The 15,598-nt window shown below is 60.3% G+C and carries 6 protein-coding genes and 1 pseudogene; 5 read left to right on the plus strand and 2 right to left on the minus strand.

The genetic code is table 11. The features are described from left to right. Both AC2YI2_RS22130 and AC2YI2_RS22135 read left to right on the plus strand, forming a co-directional pair. On the plus strand, window positions 1-413 hold a 413-nt coding region (locus AC2YI2_RS22130), incomplete at its 5' end, for a hypothetical protein (protein WP_487388667.1). 687 nt (window positions 414-1,100) lie between these two features. Then, window positions 1,101-9,623, plus strand: coding sequence for a glycoside hydrolase family 94 protein (locus tag AC2YI2_RS22135; RefSeq protein ID WP_487388668.1), 8,523 nt, complete (start codon window positions 1,101-1,103; stop codon window positions 9,621-9,623). Between the two features lie 10 nt (window positions 9,624-9,633). Here the strand turns inward: AC2YI2_RS22135 and AC2YI2_RS22140 are convergent. After that, window positions 9,634-9,735, minus strand: a pseudogene (locus AC2YI2_RS22140) (exodeoxyribonuclease III); the annotation flags it as partial. A gap of 244 nt (window positions 9,736-9,979) precedes the next feature. Next, window positions 9,980-11,839, minus strand: coding sequence for an ABCB family ABC transporter ATP-binding protein/permease (locus AC2YI2_RS22145; RefSeq protein WP_487388669.1), 1,860 nt, complete (start codon window positions 11,837-11,839; stop codon window positions 9,980-9,982). A gap of 206 nt (window positions 11,840-12,045) precedes the next feature. On the opposite strand from AC2YI2_RS22145, the gene AC2YI2_RS22150 reads away from it, so the two are divergent. The 3 genes from AC2YI2_RS22150 (at window position 12,046) to AC2YI2_RS22160 (ending at window position 15,574) form a co-directional block, all read left to right on the plus strand. After that, on the plus strand, window positions 12,046-12,636 hold the full coding sequence (locus AC2YI2_RS22150) for an ANTAR domain-containing response regulator (protein WP_487388670.1): 591 nt from the start codon (window positions 12,046-12,048) through the stop codon (window positions 12,634-12,636). Window positions 12,637-12,645: 9 nt separating this feature from the next. Continuing rightward, window positions 12,646-13,932: a CmpA/NrtA family ABC transporter substrate-binding protein gene (locus AC2YI2_RS22155; RefSeq protein ID WP_487388671.1), complete on the plus strand. Its 1,287-nt coding sequence runs from the start codon at window positions 12,646-12,648 to the stop codon at window positions 13,930-13,932. Between the two features lie 343 nt (window positions 13,933-14,275). Next, window positions 14,276-15,574: a CmpA/NrtA family ABC transporter substrate-binding protein gene (locus AC2YI2_RS22160; protein WP_487388672.1), complete on the plus strand. Its 1,299-nt coding sequence runs from the start codon at window positions 14,276-14,278 to the stop codon at window positions 15,572-15,574. Window positions 15,575-15,598 lie beyond the last annotated feature (24 nt).

Below are 15,598 nucleotides of genomic sequence, written 5' to 3' on the forward strand. Positions count from 1 at the left end.
GCTTCAACCCACCGAGCCTGGGTAGAGCCGTGATTGTTTCGAAGACGACCAAAAATGGATCCGTAATTCGAATTTCCGCTTCTCGCTGCGCTACGTCGGAAGCCGTCGATCGGGTAGGAGCCCTGGTTTTGCCGTCCGCCCCAGCGGAGAAAACCTCAGGTATTACCTACTTGGTGAGAAACTTGGCTCACAACGCTTGGCACGATCCTGATCGGAAGGCGGGAAGTAGAACTCCGCCAGTGGCGATTTATTCAGCGACCGCGTGGATGGAATGCGAGCAAGAGCATGCAAGCAATGAAGGCCGCGGAGAATCAAGCCACCAACCAAGGGTGTTCAAGGCCGAATGTCAGAACACCAAGGAGAAAGAACGTAAGGATGATAGCTCTCCAAGTCATGCCAAGACTTTTAGTTGATGGTCCGGATTTCGCAATCGCAGCATGAAAAAGAGGTCGAAGAAGTGAAGAACGATGATGTTTTTGCTACGGTTTTTGCTACGGGGCTGCGCCGCGCATGAAAAATATTAGTATGTGAAATCAAATATTTAGAGCGCAGTCGCGTAAATTTTGGCGGATGTCCGGAGATGTGTTCACGCGAGTCTCCGAGCGTGGATCGATATCTTGAGACGTCCTGAAACACCATGGGACGCGTGGCGAAGTCACGGCATCGCTGCGGACTGCCGCAATGTTTGTTGGCGGTCGCTGAATGGCGCTTGCCCCTTGCTGCAAATACTGCTGCAAAAACTGCCGCAGGGTGAAATTTTTCTTTCTTAAAAATCAATCACTTACGGTGGATGTACTGTTGGCGAAACGGACACCCTCTCCGCCATCATGTTTTTTAATTGTTAGTCTTCGCAATATTGTTTGACCTAGGAAGGCAGTCCGCCCTCCTATCGCTTCACATTCGTCCATGGCTTGGATCTTGATTTGTTCGTCAAGACGAGTTGTCGATCAGTCTATCTCCTGCTTGCTGGTGTAAGTGCGCGAGATCTGGGGCCGCCCTGAATTTGGCTGCCGCGACTCTTGGGATCGTCATCGCAAATCCGGAACTATTCCGCTGCAGACCGCGTTCATATCGACATACTTGTCGCGCGGGCGAGGCACATGAATATTCATAGTCAGGCTAAACGGCGTTCGAACTCGGACGCCGAGATTATCGATTCGAAATCACCTATTCGAACCAGTTTTCAGACTGCAGACGAGCTCGCCGTCCTTGGCCGCCAGCTCGCGTCACAGAAACAGACCACGCTGATTGGCTTCTTTGGATTGCGTTATCCAGGCCGCCTGGCCGAGAACGAGCGGGCTATCCTCGAAAACTACGAGGCCATTGCCGAAGCCTCCCGGCGCAAGGAGTTGATCACGCCAGCGGCAGAATGGCTGCTCGATCACCATCACACCGTCAAGGAAACCTTTCGGCAGGTCAGGCGAGACCTGCCGGTGAAGTTCTTTCGGCAGCTTCCCGAAATGGAAGTGGAAAACGGCGGGCACCTTCCCAGGACGTTCGCGCTGACATGGGACTATGCAGCGCACACCGACAGCACCTTCACACCTGACACGCTCACCGCAATTGTGGAGGGCTTCCAGGAAATCGAGACGCTTACGATCGGGGAGATCTGGGCCATCCCGGCCATCCTCCGCTACGTACTCCTCGAAAACCTTCGCCGTCTTTCCGACCGGGTCGATGTGTCGCGGCGCATGCGGGACAAGGCCAGCCGGTTTGCCGATTTTCTCTCTTCGGATCGCAAGGAAGCAAATCTTCACACTGCTCTTCAAAATCATCGGCAATATACGGCCGACGACAGTTTCTCCGCACAGTTGCTCTACCGTCTTCGGGAAGACTCCGGAGCAGCTTCCGAAGCGTTGAGCTGGCTCGAGGAAGCCCTGGAAGACCGGAACTGCGACGCCGAAGAGGTCATCGTGCTCGAGCACACCAGGATCTCGACCGGGAACCTGACCGTCGGCAATATCATTCGCAGCCTCAAGCGCATCGACGACTTCGATTGGGCCGTGTGGTTCGAGGATATTTCGAAGGTTGATGTCGCGCTTCGTGACGCGTCCGACTTTGCCGATCTCGATCCGCGAACACGAAACTATTATCGAACGGAGATCGAGCGTATTGCCCGTCGTTCTCCGAAGTCGGAACTGGAGGTCGCCAATCTCGCCCTGGAGATGTCCGTCGGTAGCAGATCGGGCGATGCTCGTCGGGATAATGTCGGCTTCTATCTCGCCGGCAAAGGCATTCCTCAATTGGAGGAAGCCGCTTCCTATCGCAGAAAACTTGCCGACCGGCTTTATCGCGGCATCCGAAGTGCAGGGCTTGCTGCACTGGTCCTGCCCATTCTCGCCCTGACGGCGCTCATCCTGATTTCGGTTGGGTGGGTCCTGTCGACGACGCTCTTGGGAGCGACGGGGATCGCCTTCATGATCGTGGCGCTGGTCCTGCCTGCGTGGGAAGCCTCGACTGCGCTCTACCGCGCAGTCATGAATTCTGTGCTGCCGCCCTCATACCTGCCCGGATATGAATTCAAGTCGGGAGTCCCAGCGGAAGCCAGGGCACTTGTCGCAATTCCCTGCCTGATCTCGAACCGCGATACGATCAGCGCATTGGTGCGAAACCTTGAAGTTCATTATCTTGCCAATCCCGACCAGGAGATTTTTTTCGCGCTGGTGACCGATTGGGCAGATAGTCCCACCGAGGAGGCACCAAACGATCGTGAGCTGCTCAACTTTGCCCAGTCGGAAATCGATGAGGTGGCCCTGAAATATGCGGCGGCGGGTCCGCGGCGCTTCTTCCTGGTTCATCGCCGCAGGCTCTACAATCCATCAGAAGCGTGCTGGATGGGCTGGGAGCGCAAGCGGGGCAAACTTCATGAGCTCAATCTTCTCTTGCGCGGCGACCATGACACGACGTTCTTCGATCCCGCCGCGCCATTGCCAGAGAACATCCAGTATGTGCTGACGCTGGATTCCGACACGCGGTTGCCGCGCGACTCGGCGCGGACACTGATCGGCAAACTCGCGCATCCGCTGAATGCTCCAGTGTTCGATCCCGTCACCCATCGCGTTGCCGAAGGTTACGGCATTCTTCAACCCCGCATCACGCCGTCGCTGACGACGGGTGACGAGGCGTCCGTCTTCCAGCGCATCTTCTCCCGCGACCGGGGATTGGACCCTTACGTCTTCGCGGTTTCCGATATCTACCAGGATCTGTTCGACGAGGGCTCGTTTACCGGGAAAGGCCTCTATCATGTTGACGCGTTCGAAGCAGCGCTTGAGGGACGAATCGAGGAAAACACCGTACTCAGCCACGACCTGCTCGAAGGCTCTTTCGCGCGTAGCGCCCTGGTGACGGATATTGCCTTCGTCGAGGATTTCCCCGTGCGCTACGAAGTCGAAGCCTCGCGGCAACATCGGTGGACGCGCGGCGACTGGCAGCTCCTGCCCTTTATCATCGGCTTGAACGCGGGCGTGACATCCTTGTCGCGCTTCAAGATGATGGACAATCTCCGCCGCTCACTGACGCCCGCTGCATGGATCGTCGCATCACTTCTGGGCTGGTGCCTTCTTGGGCCGGGTCACGCCGCCGCGTGGCAACTCATCCTGATCGCCACAATGTTCGTCGCGCCGGTCGTTTCGATGATCAGCGGTGTCGTCCCGAGGCAGGTGGGCGTTGCACCCGACAGCCACGCGCGCGCCGTGCTCGAAGACTTTACCGGCATGATGGCTCAGATCGCCCTGAGTGTTGCCTTCATGGCCCATACCGCGGGGCTAATGCTCGATGCCATCGGCCGCAGCTTGCATCGCATGTATGTCAGCCGGGCGAGCCTGCTCGAATGGCGGACAGCCCAGCAGGTCGGCGCGGCGAATACAAGCGGGTTCGGCCGGCACTTTGGCCTAATGTGGGTGTCTCCCATCATAGGCCTTGGTTTCATTGCGATCGTTCTGATCTCCAATCCGGCCAACGCATATTCCGCCGCAGTCATTGGCCTGATCTGGATCATCGCGCCGGCGCTTGCGTGGTGGACGAGCCAGACATTGGAGAATGAAGACCGTCTCCATGTCTCCGAATCTGATGCCCTGGCCTTGCGGGTCGTGGGCCGTCGCACCTGGCGCTTTTTCGAAAGCTTTGTGACCGCCGAGCACAACTTTCTACCCCCCGACAATTTCCAGGAACGTCCGGAGCCGTTTGTGGCGGCTCGGACGTCTCCGACGAATATCGGCCTCTACATGCTCTCCACGGTTACGGCGCGTGACATGGGATGGATTGGCTTTCTCGATTGCGTCGATCGGCTGCAGCGCACCATCGAAACGGTCGAGAAGATGGAGAAATTCCGGGGCCATCTCTTCAACTGGTATGACACCCGGGACCTGAGGGTGATGCATCCGCAATATGTCTCCGCGGTCGACAGTGGCAATCTCGCGGGTCATCTCATTGTCGTTTCGTCGACCTTGAAGGAGTGGTCTGCAGGTGTCGCCACCCACCTGATTGGCGACGTTCGTGGAATTGGCGACTCCGCGCGCGTCGTGCGCGAAACGCTTGCGGAGATTCCCGACGACCGTCGCAGCATCCGTCCCTTGAGGCGCCGCCTCGAGGAGCGCGTCGAGGGCTTTGATAAAACCCTGAACAGCTATCTGGCCGAGCCGGAATTGGCACCCGTGCGCACAATCGGTCTCTCGGTCGTTGCCAGTGAGATCGAAGGCTTTGCCGGGGACTTGGACAGGGAGATCGGAAGCGCCTCCACCGCCCTCCTGGTGGAATGGTCTCAGCACCTGCACAAGAATTGTGAAGCCCATTTCGCGGATGCTGTCTTCGATCGGGCCGGTCAGGACGCCTTGTGTGCTCGTCTGGCTGCTCTCGGAGAGCGCGCCCGGGCGCTCGCATTCGGGATGGACTTTGGATTTCTCTTCAATAGGGAACGGCGGCTGTTCTCGATCGGCTATCGTGCGGACGAGAACAAGATGGATGAATCCTGCTACGACCTGCTTGCTTCCGAGGCGCGGCTGACCAGCCTGTTTGCCATCGCCAAGGGCGATGTTCCGAGCGAGCATTGGTTCCGACTGGGCCGGCCGGTCACCGTGGTTGGCGGCAGGGCAACGCTCGTATCGTGGTCAGGTTCGATGTTCGAATATCTGATGCCACCGGTCGTCATGCATGAGCGGCAGGGTGGCATTCTCAACCAGTCCGACAATCTCTCGATCGAGCGGCAGATCAGCTATGGGAAATCGCTTGGCATTCCGTGGGGTGTCTCTGAATCCGCCTATCACGCGCGCGACAGGGAGATGAACTACCAGTACCACAATTTCGGCGTCCCCGGTTTGGGCCTGAAGCGCGACCTCGGCAACAATGTCGTCATCGCCCCCTATGCCAGCCTGCTCGCCAGCCAGTTCAAGCCACGCGAGGCGGTGGTCAATCTGGCAAGGCTAAACGCCTTCGGCGCGCTGGGCGTCTATGGCTACTACGATGCCGTGGATTTCACGGGATCGCGTCTCCCCGAAGGCAAGTCTTACGCCGTGGTGCATAACTATATGGCCCATCACCAGGGCATGTCGATCACCGCGATTGGCAACGCCATCCTCAATGGCAGGCTCCGAGACCGCTTTCATGCCGATCCCGTCATCGAGGCGGCCGAACTGCTGCTGCAGGAGAAGGCTCCTCGCGCTGCCATCCCGGTTCGTACGCCGGATGCAGGGGAGCCATTGACCGAAGTGACCGAGCGCCTCGGCGCGCAGAAATACAGGGTGATCGATGACCCGCTGCGCCGACCGCGCTCGATCTCCGTCATGTCGAACGGCCATTATTCGATCATGCTCACGGCGGCAGGTTCGGGATATGCGATGTGGAACGGCCTTGCCGTAACGCGATGGCGCGCCGACCCCACTGTCGATGATTGGGGCACGCATATCTTCCTCCGCGATACCAAGTCCGGCGAATGGTGGTCTGCCGCGCCGGGGCCTAGACCCCTCGCTGGAGAGGAGGCCCGCGCTGTTCTGACCGACGAGAAGGCGGAATTCGTCAAGTCGGCCGGGACGATCAGGACCAAGCTCGAATGTATTGTGGCCACCGAGGCCGATGCCGAGGGGCGTCGGCTGACGATCACGAATACAGGTCCTATCGATCGCCAGATCGAAGTAACGTCCTACGGTGAATTTGTGCTGTCTTCGGCCGACAGCGACACCGCGCATCCTGCCTTCTCGAAAATGTTCATCAAGACGGAAATTGGCGAGCGTGGCGACGTCATCTTCGCGCGCCGCAACAAGCGCAATCACGATGAGCCGGACATCGAGGTTGCCCATCTTATCGTCGGAGGCGCCAGTCGGGCGCCCATCCAGGCCGAGACAGATCGACGGGCCTTTATCGGCCGCGGCCGGCAGCTTTGCGATGCCCGCGCTTTCGATCGCGGTGCCAGGCTGGAAGGCAACCAGGGTTTCACGCTCGATCCGATCTTTTCGCTTCGCAAGACAATCCGGGTTCCCGCCGGCAAGGAAGCAACGATCATCTATTGGACGATCGCCGCGCCGAACCGTACCGTGCTGGAAGACCAGGTTGCGCGCTATCGGCATGCCGAGAACTTCGATCACGAAGCACAGCATGCCTGGACGCGATCACAGGTGCAGATGCGCCATCTCGACACGACCCATGCCGAAGCACTGCTCTTTCAAAGGGTTGCATCATATCTGGTCTATCCTGACACGCGGCTGCGGCAGACGCAGACGCCCGGCAATGTCGTGACCGCACCGCAGTCCTCATTGTGGCCGATGTCTATCTCGGGCGACTTCCCGATCTTTGCCCTGCGCATCGACGACGAAGGGGATCTTGCCATCATCCAGAAGGCATTCCGCATGCAGGAATATTTGCGCGCGCGAGGTGTGATCTCCGATCTCGTCATCATAAACGAACGCGCATCGTCCTACGCACAGGATGTCCAGCACGCGATCGACTTCATGTGCGACAACGCGCGCCGGCGCGGCTTGGCCTCGGGGCCTGCGCAGCACATATTCTCGGTTCGACGGGACTTGATGGAGCCCGCGACTTATGAGGCTCTTGTCAGCGCCGCGCGCATCGTTCTTCACACCAGGAACGGCTCGATATCGGAACAGATCGACCGTCTCGAGCGCATGACACAGGACGACGCGGAAAATCTCGATCGTATCAAGGTGGGCGGGGCTTCCTCGAGGTCCAAGCCGGTTGCCAGGACGGCCGGGGTTGCGGCCAATCAGAATGATATCTTCCCGATCGATGGCTCCGATCTCCTGTTCTGGAATGGCTATGGCGGCTTTGATCCCGCAAGCCGCGACTATGTCATCCGGCTTCGCGCCGGCACATCGACGCCTCATCCGTGGATCAACGTCATTTCGAATGGCTCATTCGGCTTCCATATTTCCGCCGAGGGTGCCGCCTTTACCTGGAGCTCCAATTCGAGAGACTACCAACTGACCCCGTGGTCAAACGACACTGTGGTCAACCGACCCAGCGAGGCGTTCTATGTCCATGACATCGGCAGTCATGAGGTCTTCTCGCCTTTTGCCGCCTTGGCGAAGAACGGGGAAGCGACCTATGAGGTCCGTCATGGTCCCGGTCGCTCCGTCTTCCGCAGTGAGGACAGGGGGCTTGAACTGGAAATGACGCAAATCGTGGCGGCAAAGGATCCCGCCAAGTTGATGCGGCTGCGGATTACCAACAAGACCGAGCAAGAGCGCAGACTGCGTGTCTACGCCTACGCCGAATGGGTGCTTGGCAACAACAGGGCAAGAACCGCGCCCTATGTCAGAAATTGGCATGAGCCTGCCATCAACGGTCTCATGGCCCAGAATCCGTTCTCCATCGACAACAGCAATCGCACGTCCTTCCTGGCGGTCAACCGACCCCTCCAGTCCTACACCGCTGCGCGAGGGGAATTTCTGTCAGGGCAAAGCGACACGTTTGAGCCGTCCGCCGTGATGTTCGGACACGGACTTTCCAATTCGGTCGAGAGTTCGGGCGATCCCTGTGCCGCACTCGCCGTGGATATCACCGTCAAGAGTGGCGGGACCGAGGAAGTCACATTTGTGCTCGGCGATGTCGAAACTGAGATGGATGCAGTGCCACTGATCAAGGCCCTCCTCGACGGTGGCTTCGAGCGGGAAAAGGAGCAAGCACAAGAGGAGTGGGAAAAGTTCCTCGGTACGCTCCAAGTGTCGACCCCGGACCCGGCCTTCGACCGAATGGTCAATACATGGCTGCCCTATCAGAACCTCGCCTGCCGCATCCGGGCGCGCAGTGCCTTCTATCAGGCATCGGGTGCGTTCGGTTTCCGCGACCAGCTGCAGGATACTTTGGCCTTGATGCTGCACGATCCGAGCCTGGCCCGCGCGCAGATCATCAATGCCGCCAGCCGGCAGTTTCCCGAGGGGGATGTCCAGCATTGGTGGCTGCCGAAATCGGGAGCGGGCGTCCGCACGCTGATTTCGGATGATGTTGTCTGGCTGGGCTACGCCATATCGCTCTACCTCTCGGTGACCGGCGATGCGACTTTGCTCGACGAGGAAATCGCCTTCCTCAAGGGGCCTGAGCTCGGAGACAAGCACGAGTCCTTCTTCCCGCCGGAAATTTCCGAGGAGAAGGTGAGCCTGTATGAGCATTGCGCGAAGGCATTGGACCTGGCAGTCGCCCGTACTGGTGAGCACGGCCTGCCACTCATCCTTGGTGGCGACTGGAACGATGGAATGAACAGGGTCGGCACGGAGGGCAAGGGCGAGAGCACCTGGCTCGGCTGGTTCCTGGCATTGACCTTGGATAGGATGATCCCGATTGCGGAGGGGCGGAACGATGCCTCGCACGCAAAGACATGGGCCAAGCATCGAAGGGAACTGGGCGCCGCACTGGAAGCAAATGCCTGGGATGGTGAATGGTATCGCCGCGGCTATTTCGACGACGGCTCGCCCCTCGGATCGAAGGACAGCGAGGAGTGCCAGATCGACTCCATTGCCCAGAGCTGGAGCGTGATCTCCGGCGCGGGCGATCCCGGCCGGCGCGAGATCGCGATGGCCAGTGTTGCGGAGAAGCTAATTGACGAGGAGGCGAAGATCATTCGACTCTTCACGCCGCCATTCGAGAACTCCGACAAGGATCCCGGCTATATCAAGAGCTATCCGCCGGGCGTTCGAGAGAATGGCGGGCAATATACCCATGCTGCGATCTGGGTCGCCTATGCCTTGGCCCGCATGGGTCGCGGCAATGAGGCTTATCGAGCCTTCTCGCTTCTCAACCCGATCAACCATGCACTCACGCAAGACGATGCCGAGCAGTACCGGGTCGAGCCCTATGTCGTTGCGGCCGACATCTATGGCGCTGCGGATCGAACGGGCAGGGGTGGCTGGACATGGTATACTGGGTCTGCAGGCTGGCTCTACCGGACGGCCGTGGAAGCAATTCTCGGCATCAGGAAGCAGGGCGACCGGATCGTGGTGGAGCCGGTATTGCCGGATGCCTGGCCTGGATTTGAAGCCGTCATCAATGTTGATGATCATCGCTACGAAATCAAAGTCGAGCGCGGCGACGCGGGCAGTTTCAAGATCTTCGCCAACGGCCAGTTGACGGAGAATGGCAGCATATCGCTGGGCGGACAGGATCGATCCTTGCCGGGTTAATCTTGGGACCGTCATCCGGATCCCCTGGTAATCCCCTGCGCGTTTCGATCGGATCCTGGCTACGGGTGACGATGGCGACGTCGTTCCTGGATTTCTGGCCGTGCCAGTTCGCCTCGGATTCGTCGTCGCAAACGACGAACGCATCGAGGTCGAGCTGCGTGGCGATGATTTCGCCGATATGGGCGATGCCGAGATCGCTCTTCGCGCAGAGGCATCGATGAGCAGCGCCGGTGGCACCGAACTCGATGCCCTAATTGACGAGGCCGGGTCGACCAGACACTGGATCAGCCGTAAGGCGAGTGCGCAGCAGAGGCGGAAATGCCCGAGCGCTTGCGTAGTTCGCTGCAGGACGGCATTCAACGCGCCGGCGACCGCGCCTGGATTTCCTTCAGATGCTCCTCGGCCTCGCTCGCTTCCCTCTGCCGGCTCCACATCGAGGCATAGAGCCCGCCCAGCACCAGCAGTTCGTCATGCCTGCCGCGCTCTGCGATCAATCCGTCCTTGAGCACGATGATCTCATCCGCGTTGACCACGGTCGACAGGCGGTGGGCGATGACCAGGGTGGTGCGGTTTTTCGAGACTTCATCGAGAGCGGTCTGGATCTCCTGTTCGGTGCGGGTGTCGAGCGCCGAGGTTGCTTCGTCGAGGATCAGGATCGGTGGGGATTTGAGGATGGTGCGGGCGATGGCGACGCGTTGCTTCTCGCCGCCGGAGAGTTTCAGGCCGCGCTCGCCGACAGTTGCGTTGTAGCCGTCCGGCAGGCTGCGGATGAAGCTGTCGACCTGGGCGATACGGGCGGCCGCCTCGATGTCTTCCTGTGCGGCGCCCGGTCGGCCGTAGCGGATGTTGTAGGCGATCGTGTCGTTGAACAGCACCGTGTCCTGGGGGACCATGCCGATGGCAGCGCGGAGGCTTTTCTGGGTAACGCTGCGCACGTCCTGGCCGTCGATGGTGATGGCGCCCTCCTGGATGTCGTAGAAACGGTAGAGCAGGCGGGAGATGGTCGATTTGCCGGCGCCGGAGGGGCCGACGACGGCGACGGTATGGCCGGCGGGGACGTCGAAGCTGATGCCTTTCAGGATCGGACGCTTCGGGTCGTAGGCGAAGTGGACGTCCTTGAAGGCGATGGCGGCTGAAGTGACGATGAGGTCGGTGGCACCTGATGTGTCCGATATCTCGGCGTCCATGTCGAGCAGGTCGAACATCTGCTCGATATTGGCGATGCCCTGGCGGACTTCGCTATAGATGAAGCCGACGACGGCGAGGGGAGCGGCGAGCTGCATCAGCAGCACATTGATGAAGACGAAGTCGCCGACCGTCTGGGTGCCCGTGCGGATCGCCAGCGCCGACATGATCATCATCGCCATCATGCCGAGGCTGAAGATCACCATCTGGCCGAAATTCAGCAGACCCTGCGAGGTCCAGACCTTGGTCGCGGATTTCTCATAAGCCGCCATCGACTGGTCGAAGCGCCGCGCCTCCATCTCCTCGTTGCCGAAATATTTGACGGTTTCGAAATTGAGCAGCGAGTCGATCGCCTTGTAATTGGCCTCGGCGTCCGACGCATTCATACTGCGGCGGATGTCGATGCGCCAGTGGCTGGCGCGGATGGTGAACCAGACATAGGCCATGACCGTCAGCGCGGCGACGGCGAGATAGGCCCAGCCATAGGTCCAGGCGAGGATGGCCGCGGTCATGGCGAATTCGATGATCGTCGGGACGGTGTTGAGAATGACGAAGCGGACGATCGACTCGATGCCCTTGGTGCCACGCTCGATGACGCGCGTCAGGCCGCCCGTGCGGCGTTCGAGATGAAAGCGTAGCGACAGCTGGTGCAGATGCAGGAAGGTCTTGAGCGAGAGCTGGCGGACGGCATGCTGGCCGACACTGGCAAAGAGCGTGTCGCGCAACTGGTTGAAGCCGGCCTGGATGATGCGGGCGATGTTGTAGGCGGCGACCAGCGTCAGTACGGCCATGGCGAAGGCGGCCACGCTGTCGCCGGCGTCGAGCTTGCCGCTCAGCGCATCGGTCGACCATTTGAAGAAATATGGGACCGAGAGCAGCACGATCTTGGAAAGAACAAGAAAGACCGTCGCCCAGAGCACGCGCAGCTTCAGATCCGTCCGGTCCGCCGGCCACATATAGGGCCAGAGGTTGCGGATGGTCTGGATGATCCGTCCGGACTCGGCCGAGACGGTCTTTTTCTGATCTGCCATGCTTGCTCCCGCGGCGCAGACGGCCATGCGTCCGCCCAACTCCCGGGATAGAGTCTCCCGCTGGTTTGCGCAATTGCAGGCGGATCGAGCGGTATTGTGGCGCCTGGACCGTGCCACTTGATTTCCTATCGGCTTTTGCGCATGCATATTGCGGTGCGGTATCACGCCTTGGCGATCCGCTTTTCCCGAAACTGTGGCAGCGGTCAATGAAGCCTAGCAGTCTCAACGTGCTGGTTATCGACGAGAACCGAATCCGCGCCTCGATCATCGAGGAAGGATTACGCGAGGCGGGCCATGAGAATGTGACCGTCGTGCACGAGGTCCATGGTATCGCGCGCATTATCGAGGCCACCGAGCCGGATGTCATCGTCATCGATCTCGAAAATCCGAACCGCGACATGATGGAGCATCTCTTCCAGCTGACGCGCACGGTGGCGCGGCCGATCGCGATGTTCGTCGATCGCTCCGATACGGCCTCGATCGAGGCTGCCGTCGAGGCAGGCGTTTCGGCCTATGTGGTCGACGGCTTGAGGAAGGAGCGGGTGAAGCCCATCCTGGATATGGCCGTCAGCCGCTTCAACGCCTTCAGCAAGCTGCGGCAGGAACTGGCCGAGGCGAAATCGGCGCTCGAGGAGCGCAAGACGATCGAGCGGGCCAAGGGAATATTGATGAAGATGCGAGGCCTGTCGGAGGAGGAGGCGTTCACGCTGCTCCGCCAGACGGCGATGAACGAGAAGAAGAAAATATCCGAAATCGCGCAAAGCGTCGTCACGGCGGCCGGCTTGTTGATGCGCTGAGAGGGCGGGGTGGATCCGATGGTAAAAGCAGAAATGATCGCGTCCGGCAAGGCCGATCTCGGCGCACCCGCAATGGTGCAATCCGAGGGCGCACGGACGATCCGTGCCGGCTTCATCCCGCTGGTCGATGCGTCGGTGCTGATCGCGGCGGCCGAATTCGGTTTCGCAGCGCGCGAGGGGCTGGCACTCACTCTGGTCAAGGATGTCTCCTGGGCCAATGTCCGCGACCGTCTCGCTTTCCGGCAGTTCGATATCGCGCATATGCTGTCGCCGATGCCTGTGGCGGCGATGCTGGAGCTCGGCTCAAACCCATCACCGACGATCACCCCGTTTTCGCTCGGTCGGGGTGGCAATGCGATCACGCTCGCGACGCGGCTTTACACGCGGATGCGTGATGCGGCGGGGTTGGAGGTCCATGCCGGTGCGCTGGAGAATGCCAAGGCCTTGGCGCTGGTGCTCCGAGAGATGCGCGCTGCCGGCGAGCCGATGCCGACTCTCGGCATGACCTATCCCTTCTCCTCGCACAATTACGAGTTCCGCTACTGGCTGGCGGCTGGCGGCATCGATCCGGATCGGGACGTCAAGCTGGTGGTGGTGCCGCCACCGATGACGTCGGATGCCCTGGCGGCCGGTGCGATCGACGGCTTCTGTGTCGGTGCGCCGTGGAACATGGTGGCGTCTGAGCGCGGCGTCGGCCGCATCGTCGCCGCCAAGCAGGATATCTGGCCCGCGGCGCCGGAGAAGGTTATCGGCATGCGGCCCGAATGGGCGGCCACACATCCCGAAACGGTTTCGCGGCTGATCGTGGCACTCGACGCGGCGGCGCGTTGGTGCGACCTGCCCGAAAACCACGACGCACTGGCCGGGATGATGGCGGAGAGCCGCTACCTCGCGGCTCCGGTGCATATCATCCGCAACGTCCTGTCGGGTGAATTCGGCCTGGATGCATCAGGCAACCGCCGGATCATCGAGCACTATTTCCGTTTCCATGAAGGCCACGCCAATTATCCCGATCCCGATCAGGCACTCTGGATCTACAGCCAGATGATCCGCTGGGGGCAGGTAGCCTATTCCGAGGACGGGATGATGAAGGCGGCATCAGCCTATCGCCCCGATCTCTATCGGCAGGCCTTGGGCGATGGCGCGATGCCGGCGCCAGCGGTGGCGAAGGATCAGCGTGCACACGATCAGTTCATGGACGGCCTTGGTTTCGACCCATCCACCATCCCTGCCTATGTCGATGCTTTTCCGGTCAAGAGCGCCTCTTCTGTCCGCCTTCCGGCCGGCGAAGCGTAAGCGGCTGCTTGCTGCTCTGCACAAATTCTCGCCTTTGATATCGCTGCATGGCACAAAGTTCGTGCAAAAATTCGGCATGATGAAAATCAGAGCAACTCGCGCTTCTCCGAAATAGGCGAACATATTCCGTAATTTAGCGATCCATTTGGAAACTGGCACGCCTATTGCATAGCAGTCGGTGCCCGGTCAATGGCGATCAGGCAGTAGAGCGCGCCATAGGCGCTTCACACAGACAACGACGTCGCAAGGTTATTGCAGCCGGGATCCTCCCATTCCCGAGGCGCAATCTCCGAGCGGCGTTTTTTTGTTTTCGGGCCAGGCCCGCAACGACAGGGGATGCTTGATGACCAATATTACGACCGCCGGCCTCACGCGCCGCAGCCTTCTCAAGACCAGCGCCACGGTGGCACTTCTTGGCGCGGTGAAGGCTGCTTTCCCATCGGGTGCATTTGCGGCGGCCTCGGGCCCCGAAGTCACCGGCGCCAAGCTCGGCTTCATCGCGCTGACGGACTCCGCAGCCCTCATCATCGCCAAGGAGAAGGGCCTGTTCGAAAAGCACGGCATGCCTGACGTGGAAGTCGGCAAGCAAGCCTCCTGGGGTGCCACGCGCGACAATCTCGTGCTGGGCGGCGAGGCAAACGGCATCGACGGCGCGCATATCCTGACCCCGATGCCCTATCTCATGCAGACCGGCAAGGTGACGCAGAACAACGTGCCGGTGCCGATGTCGATCCTCGCTCGACTCAACCTCGACAGCCAGGCGATTTCGGTTGCCAAGGAATATGCGGAGGTCGGCGCCGGTCTCGATTCCTCCAAGCTGAAGGCCGCCTTCGCGGCCAAGAAGGCCGCAGGCGGCGAGGTCAAGGTTGCCGTCACCTTCCCCGGCGGCACGCATGACCTCTGGATGCGCTACTGGCTCGCTGCCGGCGGCATCGATCCGGACAAGGACGTCTCGGTCATCGTCGTACCGCCGCCGCAGATGGTCGCCAACATGAAGGTCGGCAACATGGACGCCTTCTGCGTCGGCGAGCCGTGGAACGAGCAGCTCGTCAACCAGGGCATCGGCTTCACCGCCTGTTCGACCGGCGAAATCTGGAAGCGCCACCCGGAAAAGGCCTTCTCGATGCGCACGGACTGGGTCGAGAAGAACCCCAACGCCGCCAAGGCGATCCTCATGGCCATCATGGAAGCCCAGCAATGGTGCGACAAGATGGAGAACAAAGAGGAGATGGCCAAGCTCGTCGGCAAGCGCCAGTGGTTCAACGTGCCGCCGAAGGACATCCTCGGCCGCCTCAAGGGCGACATCAACTACGGCAACGGCCGGGTCGAAACCGGCACCGACCTCTACATGAAGTTTTGGGAGGATCACGCGTCCTACCCCTTCAAGAGCCACGACCTGTGGTTCCTCGCCGAGAACATCCGCTGGGGTAAGTTCACGCCGGACACCGATATCAAGGGTCTTGTCGACAAGGTGAATCGCGAGGACATCTGGCGCGGCGCGGCCAAGGATCTTGGCGTCGCAGCCGCCGACATCCCGGCCTCGGCTTCGCGCGGCAAGGAGACCTTCTTCGACGGCAAGGTCTTCGACCCCGAAAACCCCGCCACCTATCTTGAGAGCCTCACGATCAAGGCCTCGTCCTGATATCGCGCGGCCGGCGTCTTCCCG

Source organism: Rhizobium sp. SRI_017 (assembly GCF_057586295.1).

Bases quoted from the DNA above. Each gene is read 5' to 3' on its own strand.
- AC2YI2_RS22145 (WP_487388669.1), bottom strand. From the start codon at position 11,839: ATGGCAGATCAGAAAAAGACCGTCTCGGCCGAGTCCGGACGGATCATC.
- AC2YI2_RS22135 (WP_487388668.1), top strand. From the start codon at position 1,101: ATGAATATTCATAGTCAGGCTAAACGGCGTTCGAACTCGGACGCCGAG.
- AC2YI2_RS22160 (WP_487388672.1), top strand. From the start codon at position 14,276: ATGACCAATATTACGACCGCCGGCCTCACGCGCCGCAGCCTTCTCAAG.
- AC2YI2_RS22150 (WP_487388670.1), top strand. From the start codon at position 12,046: ATGAAGCCTAGCAGTCTCAACGTGCTGGTTATCGACGAGAACCGAATC.